Here is an 18,257-nt window from a genome sequence, read left to right as displayed (position 1 = left end):
ATGCCCGACAGCCTGTCCCGCCACCCGGTCTTGAGCTTCACCCACCGCCACCCGGCGGATGGGGAGGTGATGGGCTGGCTGCATGGCAAGGCCATGGCGGCGGAAAAGGCGGCCCTGGGCGTGGAACGCCGGCCGCTGGGCCTGTTCATCCGCGACACGGCCGGCACGATCCAGGCGGGTGCGGTGATCTGGCTCTATGCCAGCGATGCCTATATGCATGTCCTGTGGGTGGATGCGCCCTGGCGCGGCAAGGGGCTGGGTGCGGCCCTGCTGCGCGCGGCGGAGAACGCCGCCGTGGCGGCGGGTGCTGGCCGGCTCTATCTCTCCACCATGGGGTTCCAGGGGCCGGATTATTATCCGCGCTACGGGTTCACGGCCCAGGGCGTGTTCGCCGACTTCACCTGGGGCCATGCACGACATTATTTCAGCAAGGCGCCGCTGGCGACCGGTGCGGCCCTGCCGCTGCCTCCCGGCCTTTATCTGCACCGGGCGGAAGCGCCCGATGCGGCGGATGTCCAGGCGGTGGAAAACGGCCTGGACGCGCACTGGTACCTGACCATCCCCGATCCCTATACCGAACTGACGGTGGAGGCGGTGGATGGTGCCGGCACGCGGCTTGGGGCGGCCCTGGCCGTGGTGGACGGCGCCTATCTGACCCTGGTCGATCTGCATGTCGAGCCGGAATGGCGCGCACACGGGATCGGCCGGCAATTGCTGGGTGAGCTGGAGGCGGCCGGGGCGCAAGCGGGCTGCCGCTGGGCCACGGTGATGCCCATGGATTACCAGCATCCGGAATTCTTCCTGCGTCACGGATACGAGCGCCGGATGCGGGTGGACACATATCTTCTCGGCCAGGGGCGCGACTGGTTGCGCCGCGCCATCGGGGACGATCATGAGTGAAGTGCTGCACAAGCTGGGCAATGCCCCCTACGACGTGACCCGCATCCGCCAGGATTTCCCGATCCTGACGCGGCTGGTGCATGAGAAGAAGGGCCGTCCCGGCAAGCCCCTGGTCTATCTGGACAATGGCGCGTCGGCGCAGAAGCCGCGCCAGGTGATCGACGCAATGTCGCACCTGCTGGAAAACGACTATGCCAACGTGCATCGTGGCGTGCATTTCCTGTCGCAGCGTTCCACCGACCTGTACGAGGCGGTGCGCGGCAAGGTGGCCAAATTCCTGAACGCGCCCAGCCACGAGAACATCGTCTTCACCCGCAACGCCACCGAGGCCTTCAACCTGCTGGCCCATAGCTGGGGGGGCAAGTTCCTTAAGGCCGGTGACGCGGTGATCATCTCCTGGATGGAACACCACGCCAATATCGTGCCCTGGCAGCTGCTGCGTGACCGGATCGGCATCGAGATCAAGGTGGTGCCCGTCCTGGACGATGGCAGCCTGGACATGGACGCGTATGAGGCCATGCTGACGCCGGAGGTCAAGCTGGTCTCCATCACCCATGCCAGCAACGTGCTGGGCACGGTGAACCCGGCGGCCCGCATATCCCGTCTGGCCCATGCCAAGGGCATCACGGTGATCTTCGACGGCAGCCAGGCCGCCGTCCACCAGCCGGTGGACGTCCAGGCCATCGATGCCGATTTCTACGTCTTCACCGGCCATAAGCTGTATGGCCCCACCGGCATCGGCGTGCTCTATGGCCGCAAGGAGCTGCTGGACGCCATGCCCCCCTGGCAGGGTGGCGGCGACATGATCAGCACGGTCAGTTTCGAGAAGACGACCTATCGCGAGGCGCCCTACCGGTTCGAGGCCGGAACGCCGGCCATCGTGGAGGGGATCGGGCTGGGCGCCGCCATCGACTATGTGACGGCTTTGGGCATGGACGCCATCCAGGCGCATGAACAGCGCCTGCTGGCCTATGCCACGCACAAGCTGTCGGAGATCGAGGGACTGCGCATCATCGGCAACGCCCCGGACAAGGCGGCCATCATCAGCTTCACCATGGACGGCATCCACCCCCACGATATCGGCACCTTGCTGGATCGTGGCGGGGTGGCGGTGCGTGTGGGGCGCCATTGTGCGGAGCCATTGATGGACCGGTTCGGGGTGGGGGCCACCGCGCGGGCCAGTTTCGGCCTATATAATACTGAGGGCGAAGTGGATGCCCTGGTGGAGGCTGTTCAGGCCTGCAAAGCGTTCTTCGGTTGAGGCGGCACCAGAATGTTTGATGACCTTCGCGATCTTTATCAGGAAGTGATCCTGGACCACGGGAAACACCCGCGGAATTTCGGCAAGCCCGGTGCCTTCAACCGCACGGCCAGGGGCGACAATCCCATGTGCGGGGACAAGATCGCCATCTACCTGACCGTGGGTGATGACGGCATCATCCAGGACCTGCATTTCGACGGTCGCGGCTGCGCCATCAGCCAGGCCAGCGCCAGCCTGATGACCGAGATCCTGCGCGGCAAGGACATGAAGGAGGCGGAACAGCTGTTCGGCTTCTTCCACGACATGTGCACCAAGGATGAGGATGAGCAGGGCGACCATGGCCCCCTGGACGAGGAAGCCACGGACAAGCTGGCCGTCCTGTCGGGCGTGCGCGAATTCCCCATGCGGGTGAAATGCGCGACGCTGGCGTGGCACACGATGAATGCCGCCCTGCATGGCGAACAAGCCGCCTCCACCGAGAACGCGTCCTTCTGAGGGCCAGGTAATGAACCAGAGCACCACCCGCCCCATCGCCCCCGACGTCTCCATGGGCTCCCCCGTGGATGTGCCGGAGCATGAGAAGCTGCCGCCCGACGCCCCGCTTGAGGATCGCGTCATCGAGGCGCTGCGCACCGTCTATGACCCGGAAATCCCGGTGAATATCTACGAGTTGGGGCTGATCTACCGCTGCGATGTCGATGCCGATGGCGATGTCGAGATCGACATGACGCTCACCGCCCCCGCCTGTCCCGTGGCCGGTGAGATGCCGGGCCAGGTACAGCAGGTGGTGGCCGCCGTGGAGGGGGTCGGCAGCGTCCATGTCGAACTGATCTGGGAACCCGCCTGGGACCCGTCCCGGATGAGCGACGAAGCGCGCATCGCGCTGAACATGTTTTGAGCCAAGGGAGAAAGATGATGGCCCGCGCCCTGCCCAAGGCCCTGACCCTGACCGACGCCGCCGCCGAACGGGTCAAGGAACTGATGTCCCGCTCCGAAAAGCCGCTGGTCGGCCTGCGTGTCGGCGTGAAGACCCGTGGCTGTTCCGGCATGTCCTATTTCGTGGAATATGCCGAGGAGAAGAAGAAGTTCGAGGAGGTGGTGGAGGACAAGGGCGTGACGATCCTGATCGACCCGGCCGCCACCATGTTCCTGATCGGCAGCGAAATGGACTATGAAGAGGACAAGTTCCAGTCCGGCTTCACCTTCAAGAACCCCAACGAGAAGGCGCGGTGCGGCTGCGGGGAGAGCTTCTCGGTGTAAATTTTCCGCCTCCCCGCAAATATGTGGGCTGCCAGGGTTCCGACAATCTCCACCATCACCCCGGCGAAGGCCGGGGCCCACGTCGTAGAGCGAAGTGCTTGTCACTTGGGCCCCGGCCTTCGCCGGGGTGACGGTTGAAGAAACGACAGCGCCAGTGCCCATAGTTCCCCTTTTCCAAAATCACCCATGTCCCTTCCCCCCACCCTCTCCGCCGCCGCAATCACTGTCCTGACCACGGCAGACGCGCTTGAAAAGGCCCGCCAGACCCGCGCCTTCGCCGCCGCCTGGCGCGAGGGCGCCATCACGGAGCTGGGCCGCGGCACGCCCCCCGTCCGTCCCGCGCGCCCGGCCCGGCCGGAATTGTGCCATCCCAAGGACATGCCCAAGCGCGGCAAGGGCCAGTCGCTGGCCAACCGCATCGCCCTGCTGCATGCCATCGCCCATATCGAGCTGAACGCCATCGATCTGGCCTGGGACATCCTGGCCCGGTTCCATCAGCTGCCCGACGGCACGCCCCTGCCCATCGCCTTCCACACCGACTGGCTGCGCGTGGCGGATGAGGAGGCGCTGCATTTCTCCCTGGTCGCCGACCGGCTGGCCAGCCTGGGTGCGGCCTATGGCGACCATCCCGCCCATGACGGGCTGTGGCAGGCATCGGAAGCCACCGCCCATGACCTGCCGGCCCGACTGGCCGTCGTGCCCATGGTGCTGGAGGCGCGGGGCCTGGACGTCACCCCCGGCATCATCGCCAGCCTGACCAAGGCCGGCGACCATGAAAGCGTGGCGGTACTGGAGATCATCCTGCGCGATGAGGTCGGCCATGTCGCCACCGGCCGGCACTGGTTCCAATTGGCCGCGCAGACCATGGGGCAGGAGGCTGGCCCCTGGTGGCAGCATCTGGTCCGCACCCATTTCAAGGGCGAGTTGAAGCGCCCCTTCAACGGTCTGTCGCGCGATCTGGCCGGCCTGCCATCGGATTGGTACGAGCCGTTGGCCGGGAATTGATCCCTTCTACATCTTTTGAACTATGTTCATTCATCACGACCTGTGACATGGTGCACCGCAGGGTGGCTGAATGGGGGCGAAGCACATGCGGTTGATGCTGGAGGCGGGGCTATTGCTGCTGTTCGCCGTGCTGTTCCTGCTGATGGCCGCCCTGGCGGTGAAGGCGCAGCAGCCGGATGCCCAGCCGCAGGGCGCCAAGGCCCAGCAGCAGCCCGCCATGGAGGATGAGATCATCGTGCGCGGCCGGCGCAACGAGCCCGACTTCCAGGAGGAATGGGAGCATCACCGCAAGGAATTCGACCGGCTGAGCAAGATCTATGGCGACCCCTTCACCCCCAACCGCCGATCCGACCGGATGACCGACACCCCCAATCCCGACAAGGGCAAGAGCGTGATGCGCAGCCCCAGCAGCGATACGGTCCAGGGGCGTCCCAGCCGGGATTGATGCCAACGGTCATTGACAATGACCGTTGGAGACCGGCGACCGCCGGCCCGCCGCCCATGCGGCGTGAGCCAAGCCCACGGATGTGGGCGCCCGGCGCTTGAGGGAGCAAAGGCTTCCCGTTACAGCTTGTTTACAATGGATTTCTTGGCCGGAAATTGAGAACGGGTAGGATGCTGCCTCAGCAATCCAATCGTTGCAAACCGGAGCCAATATGCCCGTCCTGTCCCGCCGCGCCGCCCTTTCCGGCCTGTTCGCCCTGTCCGCCACCGCCATGGCGCTGGAGGGCATCATGCCCCGCCTGGCGCTGGCCGGCCAGGACAGCCCGGCCGACAAGGCGCTGAACGATTACCTGGAGAAATGCTGGCAGGGCGATCTGGCGCGCAGCCCGGAACAGCGCACGCGCATGGGCCTGCCCGGCCCCCATGATGCCTGGACCCTGCCGGACGAGGCGTTCCAGCAGCTCTCCCTGTCGATCGCCGCCGAACAGCTGAAGGGCCTGTCGGCCTTCGATCTGGAAGGTCTGTCTCCCACGGCACGCGTCTCCTACAAGCTGTTCGAGGGGCAGCTGCGCCGCGGCCTGGAAGGCTATCGCTGGCGCCGCCACGGCTATTCCGTCAGCCACCTCCAGGGTGCTCATACCGACATCCCCTCCTTCCTGATCGGCTATCACGCCATCACCAGCGAAGGTGACGCGCGCGATTACGTGAAGCGGCTGGAGGGTGTGGCCGCCGTCATCGATGTGGCGGCGGAGAATATGACGCGCGACGCCAAGGCCGGCGTGCTGCCCCCTTCCTTCAGCTTCGACCGCATCGTCGAGGCCGCCCGCAACGTCATCTCCGGCGCGCCATTCGACAAGGGTGCCAAGAGCGACAGCCCGCTGCTGGCCGACCTGAAGGAGAAGGTGGGCAAGCTGACCTTGCCCGAGGCGAAGAAGAAGGCCCTGGTCGCCGCCGGCACCAAGGCGCTGACCGCCGGCGTGAAACCCGCCTATGAGCGGTTCATCGCCACCGTCACCGATCTGGCCGCGACCCAGAAGAACAGCAATGGCGTCTGGGCCCTGCCCGACGGGGCCGATTTCTACAAGGCGCAGATCAAGCTGCATACCGGTCTGGACATGTCGGCCGACGATATCCACGCCCTGGGGCTGGCGGAGACGGCCCGCCTGCATGGCGAGCTGCGCGATGCCATGGTCAAGCTGGACTTCAAGGGCAGTGTCCAGGATTTCTTCAATTTCGTGCGCACCGACCCGTCGGTCCGCTTCCCCGATACGGAAGAGGGCCGCAAGGAGTATCTGGCCACCGCCACCGCCTATATCGACGACATGGCCGCCCGCCTGCCGGAGATGTTCGGCACCCTGCCCAAGGCCAAGGTGGTGGTGAAGCCGGTGGAAGCTTACCGCGAGAACGCCACGCCCAGCGCCTTCTACGAACCCTCCTCGCCCGACGGCACGCGGCCCGGCGTGTTCTATGCCAACCTGGTCGACATGTCGGTGCAGACCCGCCACGACCTGGAGGCCCTGTGCCATCATGAGGGCTTGCCCGGCCACCATATGCAGATCGCCATCGCGCAGGAGGTGCAGGGCCTGCCCACTTTCCGCAAATATGCCTGGGACACCGCCTATGGCGAAGGCTGGGCCATGTATACCGAACGCATGGCCAAGGATTACGGCTTCTACAAGAACCCGCTGTCGGAGGCCGGGCGCATCGTGTCGGAGCTGTTCCGCGCCGGCCGCCTGGTGCTGGATACCGGCATCCATCACAAGCGCTGGACGCGCGAGCAAGCCGTGACCTGGATGAACGAGAACACGGCCAACCCGCTGTCCGACAACAAGACGGAGATCGACCGCTACTTCGTCTGGCCGGGCCAGGCGCTGGGCTACAAGATCGGGATGAACAAGATCCTGGAGCTGCGGGAGAAGGCCAAGGTGGCACTGGGGCCGAAGTTCGACATCCGCGGCTTCCACGACGCGGTCCTGACCAACGGCCCCGTCACCCTGCCCATCCTGGAGGAAGTGGTCCAGGGCTGGATCGACGCGCGCAAGGCGGCGGCGTGAGGGACGAGAGCGGTTTCCGGTTACCCGGAAACCGCTTCGGCGGCGACTGCCGCCGCGCCGCACGTGCGGCGTGAAGCCAAGCCGCGGATGCGGCGCCGGCGCTTGAGGAAAAAATAACCTTTCACCAATCCACCGGCTCGTACGCCAGCACGGCATCGAACTCGGCATTGGCCGGGTCGATGTCGGCGGTGATCGGGTCGGCCTTGCCCAGCACCTTCAGCACGAAGCGGCTGGCCACCAGCCATTTGCGCCGGTCGCCCCATTTCAGTTCCGCCACCGCCTCCTCGCACAGCAGTGCTGCCGCCAGCGTATCAGCCATCAGGGTCAGCAGGCGCCGTCCATGGCGCGGCCCCTGTTCCGGATTGCGCCGCAGGAAGGACAGGGCGGCGCGGCATTCCTCGACCGCCCCTTCCAGGATGGCCGATACATCCGCCGCCGCCGGTTCGCGCGATGTCGGCGGCAGGTCGGACAGGATGGTGCCCACCCGGCCCAGGAACATCTGGTCGCCCGGCCGCTTGCCCGTGACCATGCGCAGCAGTTCCAGGGCCTGGATATTGGCCGGCCCTTCCCAGACCGACACGACCAGGCAGTCGCGATAGAAGCGGCTGGTCGCCATCTCGTCGGTATAGCCGTTGCCGCCCACCATCTCCACCGCCTGACGGCAAGCCGTCACCGCCTGCTCGGCCGTGCGGTACTTGGCCAAGGCGGTCGCCAGCCGCAGCCAGTCCCCGCCCATGTCGGGATCGGCCAGATGCGCATCGAAGGACAGGACCGACTCGAAAGCCAGGGCGGTGGCCGCTTCCTGCTCCATCATCATGTCCAGCAGCTGGTCCTGCACCATCGGATACTGGCGGATGGGGTTGCCGAAGGCCACGCGGTGCGTGGCCCAGCCCGCACTTTCCAGGAACGCCCGGCGGATCAGCCCGGCCGACCCCACGGCATTATGGATGCGGCTGTATTCCAGCGCCGCCATCATCATCTTCAGCCCGTCGGGTGGTGGGGCCAACTCCACGGCCCAGCAGCCATTCAGGTCCAGCTCCGCCGTGGCCAGCCCCTTGGTCCCCGCCTTCTCCTTCAGGCGCCGTGCACGCTGATGGTTTTGGGTGCCGTCCTCCAGGTGGGAGGGAACGAGGTAGCAGCCCAGCCCCCTGCCGCCCGGCTCCGCCCCATCGGGCCTTGCCGTGGCCATGGCCAGGCCGGCGCCGGCATTGCTGGTGAACCATTTGATGCCATGCAGGCGGTGGCCGTCGTTACGCCGCTCGGCCCGCGTCGTGGTGGCCCCCACATCCGACCCGCCATGCAGCTCCGTCGCCCAGGTGCCGCCGGACAGGGCCAGCCCATCCATGCGGATCATCTCCGGCAGATAGCGGCCGCGCACATCGGCCGGCGCCAGCGTATCCAGCACATGCGCCACCGCCCCCGTCATGGTGACAGGGCAATGGATGGAGATGTCGGCCTGCGACAGCATGTATCCCATGGTGAAACAGGCGGCATGGCTGGGCGCCCCCGTCGGTCCCTTGCCCTCGGGCAGATAGGCCAAGCCCACGGCCCCGCGCTTATAGGCTTCGGCATGGCAGGCCAGGTAATCGGGGTTGAAGACGACGCGGCCCGTGCGGTTGCCGTCGATGTCGTACCCGTCCAGACGCGGCGGGGCGAACCGGTCGGTATATTCGGCCTGCCGGTCCAGCGCGTCACCGGCCCAGGCGCCGAATTCCGACAGCCTGCCCTCATGCGCCTCCAGCACATGCGGCGCGCGGCGTTCCAGCAGGCGGATCAGGTTGGTGTCGGTTTCAAAGAAATTGCTGCCGCGCGCCGTGCGCGGATAATCGGCGGCGTCACTCATGCCCGCATCCTCCCCGTTTGGTCAAAGGATGACGAAACGGGGAGGTCGGGGGAAGGAGTATTAAGCAGCCAGCCCTTCGGCCACCGCGAACTCGGCCTCGGTCTTCTCCTTGATCTCGTCCAGCGTCACGCCGGGCGCCAGTTCGATCAGGGTCAGGGGGCCGGTGCCCTGCTTGTCCACCTGGAACACGCCCAGGTCGGTAACCACCAGATCGACGACGCGGGCGCCGGTCAGCGGCAGGGAACAGGCCTTCAGCAGTTTCGGTTCAATGGCGCCCGTCTTCTTGTCGACGGCGCAATGTTCCATCACCACCACGACCTTCTTGACGCCGGCCACCAGGTCCATGGCGCCGCCCATGCCCTTGACCATCTTGCCGGGGATCATCCAGTTGGCCAGATCGCCATTGGCGGCCACCTGCATGGCGCCCAGCACCGACAGGTCGATATGCCCGCCACGGATCATGGCGAAGCTGTCCGCACTGCTGAAATAGCTGCTGTAGGACAGTTCGGTGATCGTCTGCTTGCCGGCATTGATCAGGTCGGCATCCTCTTCCCCTTCAAAGGGGAAGGGGCCCATGCCCAGCATGCCGTTCTCCGACTGCAAGGTCACATGCATGCCGTCGGGGATGAAGTTCGCCACCAGGGTCGGGATGCCGATGCCCAGGTTCACATAGAAGCCGTCGCGCAGTTCCTTCGCAGCACGGGCGGCCATTTCCTCACGGGTCCAAGCCATTTTATTTCCCCTCGCCCTTAGTCGCGCTTACGCGTGGTACGCTGTTCGATGCGCTTCTCGTGCGTGCCTTCGATGATGCGCTGCACGAAGATGCCCGGCGTGTGGACATGGTCGGGATCGATGGTGCCGACATTGACCAGCTGCTCGACCTCGGCCACCGTAACCTTGCCCGCCATGGCCATCATCGGATTGAAGTTCCGCGCGGTCTTCCGGTAGATCAGGTTGCCTTCCGTGTCGCCCTTCCAGGCCTTCACGATGGCCAGGTCGGCGCGCAAGCCCCGTTCCATGACATAGGTCTCGCCGTCGAATTCGCGCAGTTCCTTGCCTTCCGCCACCAGCGTGCCCACGCCGGTCTTGGTGAAGAAGGCGGGGATGCCCGCACCGCCGGCGCGGATGCGCTCGGCCAGCGTGCCCTGCGGGTTGAATTCCAGCTGCAATTCACCGGACAGGAACTGCTGCGCAAACAGCTTGTTCTCACCCACATAGGAGGAGACCATCTTGGCGATCTGCTTGGTTTCCAACAGCTGGCCAAGACCGAACCCGTCCACGCCGGCATTGTTGGAGATAACCGTCAGGCCCTTCACGCCCGACAGCTTGATCGCCGCGATCAGGTTTTCGGGAATGCCGCAGAGGCCGAACCCGCCGGCCATCACGGTCATGTCGTCGCGCAGCAGCCCAGCCAGGGCCGATACGGCATCGGTATAGACTTTCTTGCTCATGTGCGCGCCCGCGGCCTCCTCCATTATGGGCTTTTCCCCAGAGGTGTACGGCGGTGCAGCATGGGAGTCAATGCGCCATGACCCACAAATATGAAAGTTGATTCGATTTTCATGTTTGAAATATGTAGTGCGTGGACGGGCACTACCTTGTTTCCAATGTTACTCCTGTGGCGCGGCCGTGGCGAGGGCGGCAAGATTATCTGCAGATGGGTTGGCGGGCCGGGATGGCCCCGGGATCGGACCCGAAACGTCATCCGAAACGTCAAAGGTGTTTTCAAATCATGCGTACGCGTTTCAATCCGGGCCGCCTTCTGCGCCCGGCCCTGGCCCTTTCCCTGCTGCTGGCCGCCGCCATCGACGCACCCGCCCGCGACACGGCGCGCGGGGCCTATCTGGTGGGCATCATGGGCTGCGGCGACTGCCATACGGCGGGCACGATGCAGGGCAAGCCCGATATGGCCCGGCCTCTGGGCGGCAGCGATGTCGGCTGGCAGGTGCCGGGCATGGGCGTCTTCGTCGGGTCCAACCTGACCCCGGACCGGGAAACCGGCCTGGGTGCCTGGTCGGATGCGGAGATCGTCACGGCCCTGCGCACCGGGGTACGCCCCGACGGGCGCCAGCTTGCCCCGGTCATGCCCTATATGGGTTACAAGAACATGACGGACGCGGATGCCGATGCCATCGTCGCCTATCTGCGCAGCCTGAAGCCGGTATCGACCAAGGTGCCCGGCCCCTTCGGCCCCACGGAAAAGCCGACCCTGCCCTATTTCACCCTGGTCATGCCGGGCAAGTGATACGGCAGGTCACAAGTACGGCGCCACGTGACGCGCAAGCCCAGGGCGCGTATGTGTCCGCCCGGCGCCTGAGGGAACATAAATGCAAGGGGCGAATGCCCCTTTCGGGCTTTCACGGGAAGGTGGTGGCGTGACAGGATGCCGGCCACCTCCGTACCCCCGACCCAGGACCATCATGACCTACTGTCTCGGCATCAAGATCAAGGACGGGCTGATCGCGCTGGCCGATGGCCGCATCACCGCCGGCACCCAGGTGACGGCCGCCCGCAAGGTAACCCTGATCAAGAACGGCAAGGACCAGTTCTTCGTCATGACCTCGGGCCTGCGGTCGGTGCGCGACAAGACGCTGGCCTATCTGCGCCGGGAAATGGCGGAGAAGAAGGCCAAGCCCTTCCCCACCATGCTGGACGCCGCCAACGCCTTCGCCCAGTGCCTGCGCACCGTGGCCAAGGAGGACAAGGAGGCGCTGGAGGCGTCGAACCTGAAGTTCAACCTGCACGCCATCATCGGCGGCCAGCTGTCCAAGGATGAGGAACCGACCATGTTCCTGATCTATCCGGAGGGCAACTGGATCGAGGTGGATGAGCGCACGCCCTACCTGTCCATCGGCGCCACCACCTATGGCAAGCCGATCCTGGACCGGGCGCTGAAGCATGAGACGACCATGCCGATGGCGCTGAAGCTGGCCTATCTCTCCTTCGACAGCACGCGCTATTCCTCCGCCGACGTGGGATATCCGATCGACGTGATGACCTATCATCCGTCCGACCGGAAATGGCGCGAGGACCAGTTCGACTATGACCATCTGGTCGAACAAAGGCATTGGTGGAACAAGCACATCACCGACCTGGCCAACCGCCTGCCCAATGGCCCGTGGATGGATACGCTGCTGCCCAAGTGAACATCCTTGCCGATTCGCAAGGACCCGTCATGGCCCATGGAGGGGCCGTGACGGGGAACCGCCATCCTCGGCAAAAGATTGCATACGCCGATGTGCCTTCCCCGCACCCGGGCGTGACAAGTCCGACGGCACACCCCCAAAACGGGTAAAGCTATTGGACATGAACACGCCTGGGGACGTAACCTTGCTGTCGGCATGGTTAACGGGAGTTCCCCGCAGTGGCGGATTTCAGCATCGTCCCCCCCGCGCCCGAGGATGAGGCGGACTGGCGCCGTCACTGGGCCGCGTACCTGACGCGCTATACCGTCAATGTCGAACCGCTGACCACCGACATCATCTGGGCCCGGATGCTGGACCCCACGTCTTCCATGCGCGGTTTCATCGCCCGTGACGCGGACGGCACGGGCATCGGCTTCTGCCACCTGATCCTGCATGACAATACCTGGTCGCTGCATCCGTTCTGCTATCTGGAGGACATGTTCGTGGCGGCCGAGCATCGCCGCCGCGGTGTGGGCCGCGCCATGCTGGACCGGATCATCGACACCGCACGGGCCAGCAACTGGGCCCGCGTCTATTGGACCAGCTGGAACAACAACGCCCCGGCCCGCGCGCTCTATGACAATGTCACCGGCGGCGCCGACCAGCTGGTGCATTATACGGTGAAGCTGCTGGCCTGATCCCCCGCACCCCCGATCCGGCACACACGCCCGAATTCCGACAGCGTTGTCGTTCCCCTTTGGTTCCGGCGGTAACCATGATAGGGTCGCTGCCGCCATGCGGGTCGGGAGGCCGGGGATGGCGGGCGGGCGCGTTTCACGAAGCCGCGGGTTTGTTTCGCGTATTCGGGCGTGAAAACGAAGGCGCCAGTGCAGATATCCAAGCCGCCCCGACCGACCTCCCCCTCCGGTTCCGCCGAGGCCGGCGGGGGAATTGTCTGGATGCTGGACGGATACGATGACTGATAAACGTGACCTGCTGCGCTCCCTGACCATCGACCGCCCGGCCGAGATGCCGGCGGCGGGCCTGGCCCCGCGCCGGTCCGGCCTGCCGGGCTGGGCCAAGGGCGTGGGCGTCGTCGCCCTGCTGGGCCTGGGTGTGGCCGGCGGCGTCTATGGTCCCGCCCTGTTCGGGGGGGAAGAAGCGGCGCCGGCCAAAGCGCCCGTCGCGGCAGCCGCCACGGCGGGCAGCGGCACCGCATCGGCCGCCACGCCCAGCGCCGCCCCCGCCCCGCGCCCGTCCAACACGCTGGTGGCGTCGGGCTATATCGTGGCACGGCGCACGGCCACCGTGTCGGCGGAGATCACCGGCCGGGTGCAGGATGTGCTGGTCGATGAAGGCATGGTGGTGACCAAGGGCCAGGAACTGGCCCGCCTGGACGCCACCCTGGCCGGCATCGACCTGGACCTGGCCAAGGCTCGCGTCGCATCCGCCCAGGCCCAGATCGAGGGGCTGGGCGCGGACTTGCGCGATGCCGAACGCATCCTGGCCCGCACCTCCTCGCTCTCCCGCGCGTCCAACGCTTCCGAAGCGGAGCTGACGCGCGTGCAGGCGCGCACCGAAACCCTGCGCGCCCAGCTGAAGGGGGCCCGCGCCGATCTGGAGGTGGCCCGGATTTCCGTGGCGCGACAGACGGAGACGGTGGACCGCCATATCGTGCGGGCACCCTTCAATGGCGTCGTCATCGACAAGAACGCCCAGCCGGGCGAGATCATCTCGCCCATGTCGTCGGGCGGCTTCACCCGCACCGGCGTCTGCACCCTGGTCGACATGGACAGCCTGGAGGTGGAGGTGGACGTGAATGAGGCCAATATCGGCCGCGTCCGCCCCGGCCAGAAGGTGGAAGCGCTGCTGGACGCCTATCCGGACTGGAAGATCCCGGCCAGCGTCATCGCCGTCGTGCCCCGCGCCAACCGCGACAAGGCCACGATCAAGGTGCGCATCAAGCTGGAACAGCGCGACACCCGCGTCCTGCCCGACATGGGCGCCAAGGTCACCTTCCTGGACGCGCGCCCGACCGGGAACTGAAATCCGATCCCCGGTGAGAAGTCACCGGGGATCGACGGCGGCGACTGCCGCCGCGCGCCTCGTGGCGCGTAAGCCCGAGCCCACGGATGTGGGCGCCGGCGCCTGAGGCCCGATGATCGGTCACGATCAGCGGGAATGCGTTCACATCTTTCCGGCTTGCTGGCCGGCACTTGGGGGAAGAACCATGACGGCACTGATCAGCATCCAGGGTGGGGCCAAGCGCTTCGTGAAGGGGCGGGAGACCATCACCATCTTCGACCATCTGGACATGACCATCGAACAGGGTGATTTCATCGCCATCATGGGGCCGTCGGGGTCGGGCAAGACGACGCTGTTGAACCTGCTGGGCGGCATCGACCGCGCCACGGCCGGTTCCATCACCTTCGCCGGCCAGCGTCTGGACCAGATGGGCGAAGGCCAGCTGTCGGCCTGGCGCGCCGCCAATGTCGGCTTCATCTTCCAGTTCTACAATCTGATGCCGGCGCTGAACGCCGCCCGCAACGTGGAACTGCCGCTGCTGCTGACCAGCCTGGGGGCCGGGGAACGGCGCAAGCGGGTGGAAACCGCCTTGCAGATCGTGGGCCTGGCCGAACGCGCCAAACATTTCCCGCGTGAGATGTCGGGTGGCCAGCAGCAGCGCGTAGCCATCGCCCGCGCCATCGTCGCCGATCCGCGCATGCTGCTCTGCGACGAGCCGACGGGCGACCTGGACCGCAAGACGGCGGATGAGATCCTCTCCATGCTCCAGCTGCTGAACAAGGAAATGGGCAAGACCATCATCATGGTCACCCATGACCCGGAGGCCGCGCGCTATGCAAACCGGGTCCTGCATCTGGACAAGGGCCGCTTCGTCGAGCAGGTGGCGGCATGAGCGACTTCTCCCTGATCCTGGCCAACCTGTTCAGCCGCAAGCTGCGCGCCGCCCTGATGATCGTGGCGATCTTCTTCGCCTTCCTGATCTTCGGCGTGCTGGCCGGCGTGCAGAACGGCTTTGACAGCTTCGGCAACGCGGCGGGTGAGAACCGGCTGGTCGCCATGAATAAGATCAACTTCACCCAGCCGCTGCCGCTCGCCTATATCAACCGCATCCGGTCGGTGGAAGGCGTGGTCCAGGCCAGCCATGCCAACTGGTTCGGCGGCTATTACCAGGACCCCAAGAACCTGGTGATGACCTTCGCCGTGGACCCGGAAAGCTATCTGGACATCTATGCCGGCGACGTCCTGCTGGCCGCCGACCAGAAGGCCGCCTTCCTGGCCGATCGCACGGGCCTGCTGGTCGGCCGCAAGATCGCGGAAAAGAACGGCTGGAAGGTGGGCGACCGCATCCCGCTGAACTCCAACATCTACACCAACAAGAATACCGGCAAGCAGAGCTGGGAGTTCACCATCTCCGGCATCGTCGATCCGGCGCGCGAGGATGGCAGCACCGATTGGGGCATCTTCCATTACGACTATTTCAGCGAGTCGGTGACCTTCGGCCAGAACACCATCGGCTATGTCATCATCGAAACGGCGGACAAGGCGCTGAACCAGAAGATCGCCAAGGTGATCGATGAGATGTTCGCCAATTCCCCCGCCGAAACCGCCACCGACACGGAAAAGGCCTTCGGCCAGGCGTTCGCGGCGCAGTTGGGCAACATCGCCCTGATCATCACGCTGGTGGTGGGGGCGGCCTTCTTCACCATCCTGATGATCGTCGGCAACACCATGGTCATGGCCGTGCGCGAGCGGACGAAGGAGATCGGGGTGATGAAGACGCTGGGCTTCCCGTCGGGCCGCATCTTCCGGCTGGTGCTGGGGGAAAGCCTGCTGCTGGCCGCATTGGGCGCGCTGCCGGCGCTGGGCGCCGCCGGCCTGCTGCTGCTGTGGATGAAGAAGGCGGTCGGCATGCCGGGCCTGGCGCTGACCCTGCCCTATGTGGCGCTGGGGGTGGGCATCATGCTGGCGCTGGGTCTGATGACCGGGCTGGTGCCGGCCTGGAATGCGCTTCGGCTGAACATCGTCACCGCCCTCGGGCGGCAGTGAGCGGGGAGCGACACATGCGTATCCTGAACCAGATCATCGCCGTCTCCGCCATCAACCTGAAAAGCCTGCCGCAACGCTTCTGGCTGTCCTTCTCCACGATCGTGGCGGTGGCGATGGTGGTGATGGTGCTGCTGTCCTTCCTGGCCATGGCGGCCGGGTTCCAGCGCACCATCAGCGGCTCCGGCTCCGACAACATCGCCATCCTGATGCGCGACGGCTCGCAGCAGGAGATCAATTCCGTCGTAATGCTGGACCAGGTGCGCCTGGTGGGCGAGGCGCCGGGCATCGTACGCAAGCCGGATGGCAACGCCGTCATCTCGGCCGAACTCTACGTCATCGTCGATGGCATCAAGCGGTCCACGGGCCTGAAATCCAACCTGCCCATGCGCGGCATCGGGCTGGACGGGGCGCCGCTGCGCGACGGCTGGGCCATCACCCGGGGCCGGATGTTCGAACCCGGCAGCAACGAGATCGTGGTGGGGGAGAACCTGCTGCGGGAATTCGCCGGCTTCGATCTGGGCCGGGAGATCAAGCTGGGCACGGCCACCTGGAAGGTGGTGGGCGTGTTCGCCATGAACGGCTCCGTCTTCGAAAGCGAGCTGTGGGGCGACGTCACCGTGGTGCAGAGCATGTTCCGGCGCGGCAACAGCTTCCAGACCATCCGCGTCCGGCTGGAGAACCAGGACGCCATCGACGGCCTGCGCACCTATGTGGAAAACGAACCGCGCCTGAAGCTGGCGGTGCAGTCGGAAAAGGGCTTCTTCGCGGGCCAATCGTCCGGCACCATCAAGCTGATCCGCAATGCCGGCTGGCCGCTGGCCATCGCCATGGCGATCGGCGCATTGGCCGGTGCGCTCAACACCATGTACAGCTCCGTCGCCGCCCGCTCGCGCGAGATCGCGACCCTGCGCTGCCTGGGCTTCGGCGGTTTTCCCAGCTTCGTGGCCACCCTGCTGGAAAGCCTGGTGCTGGCCGCCATCGGCGGCGGACTGGGGGCGCTGGTCACCTTCCTGTTCTTCGACGGGTTCAGCACCTCCACCCTCGGCGAAGGCTTCACCCAGATCGTGTTCAGCTTCAGCCTGACCGCGGCCCTGGTGCAGCAGGGCATCGTACTGGCCCTGATCGTCGGCCTGATCGGCGGCTTCTTCCCGGCCCTGCGCGCCGCCCGTCTGCCCATCGTGGCGGCCTACGCGCAGGGGTGAAGCCACTTTTGCCAATGGCATGAGTTTTTTCTCATGCCATTGGAAGTCGGCGACTGCCGGCCCGCCGCAGATGCGGCGTAAGCCAAGCCCACGGATGTGGACGCCCGGCGCCTGAGGGAACATAGAAAAAAGGCCCGGTGATCAGCGCTGATCACCGGGCCTTTGCTTTTACGCCATCGCCATCACGCCGGTCCGCCGGCCCAACGCCATCGGCGGCGGCAAGGTCGGGGCCATCTCCGCCTGGGACCGGACGCGGCGCACCACCTTCTTGTAGGCGCCGCTTTCGATCTGGCGGATACGCTCCTTGCTGACGCCATACTGGCGGGCCAGCGTCTCCAGCGTCACCGGCTGGTCGGCCAGATTACGGGCGGCGAAGATATGCCGCTCGCGGTCGCCCAGCTGGGTCAGCGCATCCTTCATCAGGGCACGGCGCGCGGTCAGCTCGCCACGGTCGGCCAGCCGCTCCTCCACGCTTTCCGTCTCGTCGGCCAGCAGGTCGATGGCCTCGTGGTCGCCATCCTCGCCCACCGGCACGTTCAGCGAGCTGACGGGCGTGGCGAAACGATGTTCCATCTCACGCACATCCTCCAGGCTGGCGCCCAAAGTCTCCGCCACTTGCCGGGCCTCCGCATCGCTCATGATCCGGTCATGGATACCCAGCCTGCGCTGGGTCTGGCGCAGGTTGAAGAACAGGCGCTTCAGGGTGGCGGTATTGCCGCCCTTCAACAGCGACCAGTTATGCAGCACGAAGGATTGCACCTCCGCCCGGATCCACCACAGGGCATAGGTGGCCAGACGGAAGCCACGGGTCGGGTCGAAACGCTGCACGGCCTTGACCAGGCCGATATTGGCTTCCGACACCAGATCGGCGATGGGCAGGCCGGAACGGGCATATTTGCCCGCCACCTTCACGGCCAGGCGCATATGGGAATGGACAAGCTTGTCGAAGGCGCGGCGGTCCTGGCGTTCGGTCCAGTCGCGGGCCAGCTGCGCCTCCTGTTCAGGCAGCAGCATCGGATAACGGTTGGCCTGGGCCGTGAAATTCCGCAGGAATTCGCCGCTGTCGGTATAACTGGCCATGATCTGTCTCCC

Annotated in this window: 19 protein-coding genes; 15 read left to right on the top strand and 4 right to left on the bottom strand. The window is 65.7% G+C overall.

Features of this window, described 5'->3' with window-relative positions; all coding sequences use genetic code 11:
- The 8 genes from ACM9HJ_RS07725 (at position 1) to ACM9HJ_RS07690 (ending at position 6,924) form a co-directional block, all read left to right on the top strand.
- Complete coding sequence (locus ACM9HJ_RS07725) at positions 1-900, top strand: GNAT family N-acetyltransferase (protein ID WP_416571133.1); 900 nt, start codon at positions 1-3, stop codon at positions 898-900.
- Positions 893-2,161, top strand: coding sequence for an aminotransferase class V-fold PLP-dependent enzyme (locus ACM9HJ_RS07720; protein WP_416571132.1), 1,269 nt, complete (start codon positions 893-895; stop codon positions 2,159-2,161). The genes ACM9HJ_RS07725 and ACM9HJ_RS07720 overlap by 8 nt, the downstream gene beginning before the upstream one ends.
- Positions 2,162-2,173: 12 nt before the next feature.
- Positions 2,174-2,656, top strand: a complete 483-nt coding sequence (gene sufU / locus ACM9HJ_RS07715) for a Fe-S cluster assembly sulfur transfer protein SufU (protein ID WP_416571131.1) — start codon at positions 2,174-2,176, stop codon at positions 2,654-2,656.
- 10 nt (positions 2,657-2,666) lie between these two features.
- The gene (locus tag ACM9HJ_RS07710) at positions 2,667-3,059 is read left to right on the top strand and encodes an SUF system Fe-S cluster assembly protein (RefSeq protein WP_416571130.1); all 393 of its coding nucleotides are present in this window, start codon (positions 2,667-2,669) and stop codon (positions 3,057-3,059) included.
- A gap of 17 nt (positions 3,060-3,076) precedes the next feature.
- Entirely contained in the window at positions 3,077-3,421 is a 345-nt protein-coding gene (locus ACM9HJ_RS07705) for a HesB/IscA family protein (RefSeq protein ID WP_416571339.1), read from the top strand.
- A gap of 186 nt (positions 3,422-3,607) precedes the next feature.
- Positions 3,608-4,426, top strand: a complete 819-nt coding sequence (locus ACM9HJ_RS07700; RefSeq protein WP_416571129.1) for a ferritin-like domain-containing protein — start codon at positions 3,608-3,610, stop codon at positions 4,424-4,426.
- Between the two features lie 70 nt (positions 4,427-4,496).
- Complete coding sequence (locus tag ACM9HJ_RS07695) at positions 4,497-4,871, top strand: hypothetical protein (protein WP_416571128.1); 375 nt, start codon at positions 4,497-4,499, stop codon at positions 4,869-4,871.
- 211 nt (positions 4,872-5,082) lie between these two features.
- A complete protein-coding gene (locus ACM9HJ_RS07690; RefSeq protein ID WP_416571127.1) occupies positions 5,083-6,924 on the top strand; it encodes a DUF885 domain-containing protein in 1,842 nt (613 codons plus the stop codon).
- A 121-nt stretch (positions 6,925-7,045) separates the two neighbouring features.
- Here ACM9HJ_RS07690 and ACM9HJ_RS07685 read toward each other — a convergent pair whose 3' ends face one another.
- The 3 genes from ACM9HJ_RS07685 to ACM9HJ_RS07675 are packed head-to-tail and all read right to left on the bottom strand — an operon-like array spanning position 7,046 to position 10,218.
- Positions 7,046-8,767: an acyl-CoA dehydrogenase family protein gene (locus tag ACM9HJ_RS07685; RefSeq protein WP_416571126.1), complete on the bottom strand. Its 1,722-nt coding sequence runs from the start codon at positions 8,765-8,767 to the stop codon at positions 7,046-7,048.
- A 60-nt stretch (positions 8,768-8,827) separates the two neighbouring features.
- Positions 8,828-9,499, bottom strand: a complete 672-nt coding sequence (locus ACM9HJ_RS07680) for a CoA transferase subunit B (protein WP_416571125.1) — start codon at positions 9,497-9,499, stop codon at positions 8,828-8,830.
- A 17-nt stretch (positions 9,500-9,516) separates the two neighbouring features.
- Positions 9,517-10,218, bottom strand: coding sequence for a CoA transferase subunit A (locus ACM9HJ_RS07675; protein WP_416571124.1), 702 nt, complete (start codon positions 10,216-10,218; stop codon positions 9,517-9,519).
- 281 nt (positions 10,219-10,499) lie between these two features.
- On the opposite strand from ACM9HJ_RS07675, the gene ACM9HJ_RS07670 reads away from it, so the two are divergent.
- The 7 genes from ACM9HJ_RS07670 to ACM9HJ_RS07640 all read left to right on the top strand — a co-directional run bounded on the left by ACM9HJ_RS07670 (position 10,500) and on the right by ACM9HJ_RS07640 (position 17,165).
- Positions 10,500-11,012 (top strand): c-type cytochrome, encoded by a 513-nt coding sequence (locus ACM9HJ_RS07670; protein WP_416571123.1) that lies wholly within the window; start codon positions 10,500-10,502, stop codon positions 11,010-11,012.
- Positions 11,013-11,187: 175 nt separating this feature from the next.
- Positions 11,188-11,913 (top strand): peptidase, encoded by a 726-nt coding sequence (locus ACM9HJ_RS07665; protein WP_416571122.1) that lies wholly within the window; start codon positions 11,188-11,190, stop codon positions 11,911-11,913.
- A gap of 218 nt (positions 11,914-12,131) precedes the next feature.
- Positions 12,132-12,590 (top strand): GNAT family N-acetyltransferase, encoded by a 459-nt coding sequence (locus ACM9HJ_RS07660; protein WP_416571121.1) that lies wholly within the window; start codon positions 12,132-12,134, stop codon positions 12,588-12,590.
- A gap of 277 nt (positions 12,591-12,867) precedes the next feature.
- Positions 12,868-13,938: an efflux RND transporter periplasmic adaptor subunit gene (locus ACM9HJ_RS07655; RefSeq protein ID WP_416571120.1), complete on the top strand. Its 1,071-nt coding sequence runs from the start codon at positions 12,868-12,870 to the stop codon at positions 13,936-13,938.
- A gap of 184 nt (positions 13,939-14,122) precedes the next feature.
- Positions 14,123-14,809 carry an ABC transporter ATP-binding protein gene (locus tag ACM9HJ_RS07650; protein WP_416571119.1) on the top strand — a complete coding sequence of 229 codons (687 nt, stop codon included), beginning with the start codon at positions 14,123-14,125 and terminating at the stop codon, positions 14,807-14,809.
- Positions 14,806-15,963, top strand: a complete 1,158-nt coding sequence (locus tag ACM9HJ_RS07645) for an ABC transporter permease (RefSeq protein WP_416571118.1) — start codon at positions 14,806-14,808, stop codon at positions 15,961-15,963. Before ACM9HJ_RS07650 ends, ACM9HJ_RS07645 begins: the two co-directional genes overlap by 4 nt.
- A gap of 14 nt (positions 15,964-15,977) precedes the next feature.
- A complete protein-coding gene (locus ACM9HJ_RS07640; RefSeq protein WP_416571117.1) occupies positions 15,978-17,165 on the top strand; it encodes an ABC transporter permease in 1,188 nt (395 codons plus the stop codon).
- 168 nt (positions 17,166-17,333) lie between these two features.
- Here the strand turns inward: ACM9HJ_RS07640 and ACM9HJ_RS07635 are convergent, their stop codons facing one another.
- A complete protein-coding gene (locus ACM9HJ_RS07635; protein ID WP_416571116.1) occupies positions 17,334-18,245 on the bottom strand; it encodes an RNA polymerase factor sigma-32 in 912 nt (303 codons plus the stop codon).
- Positions 18,246-18,257 lie beyond the last annotated feature (12 nt).

This window comes from Niveispirillum sp. KHB5.9, assembly GCF_048066115.1.
In the GTDB taxonomy this organism is placed as follows: Bacteria; Pseudomonadota; Alphaproteobacteria; order Azospirillales; family Azospirillaceae; genus Niveispirillum.
This window is presented reverse-complemented; position numbering and strand designations above follow the sequence as displayed.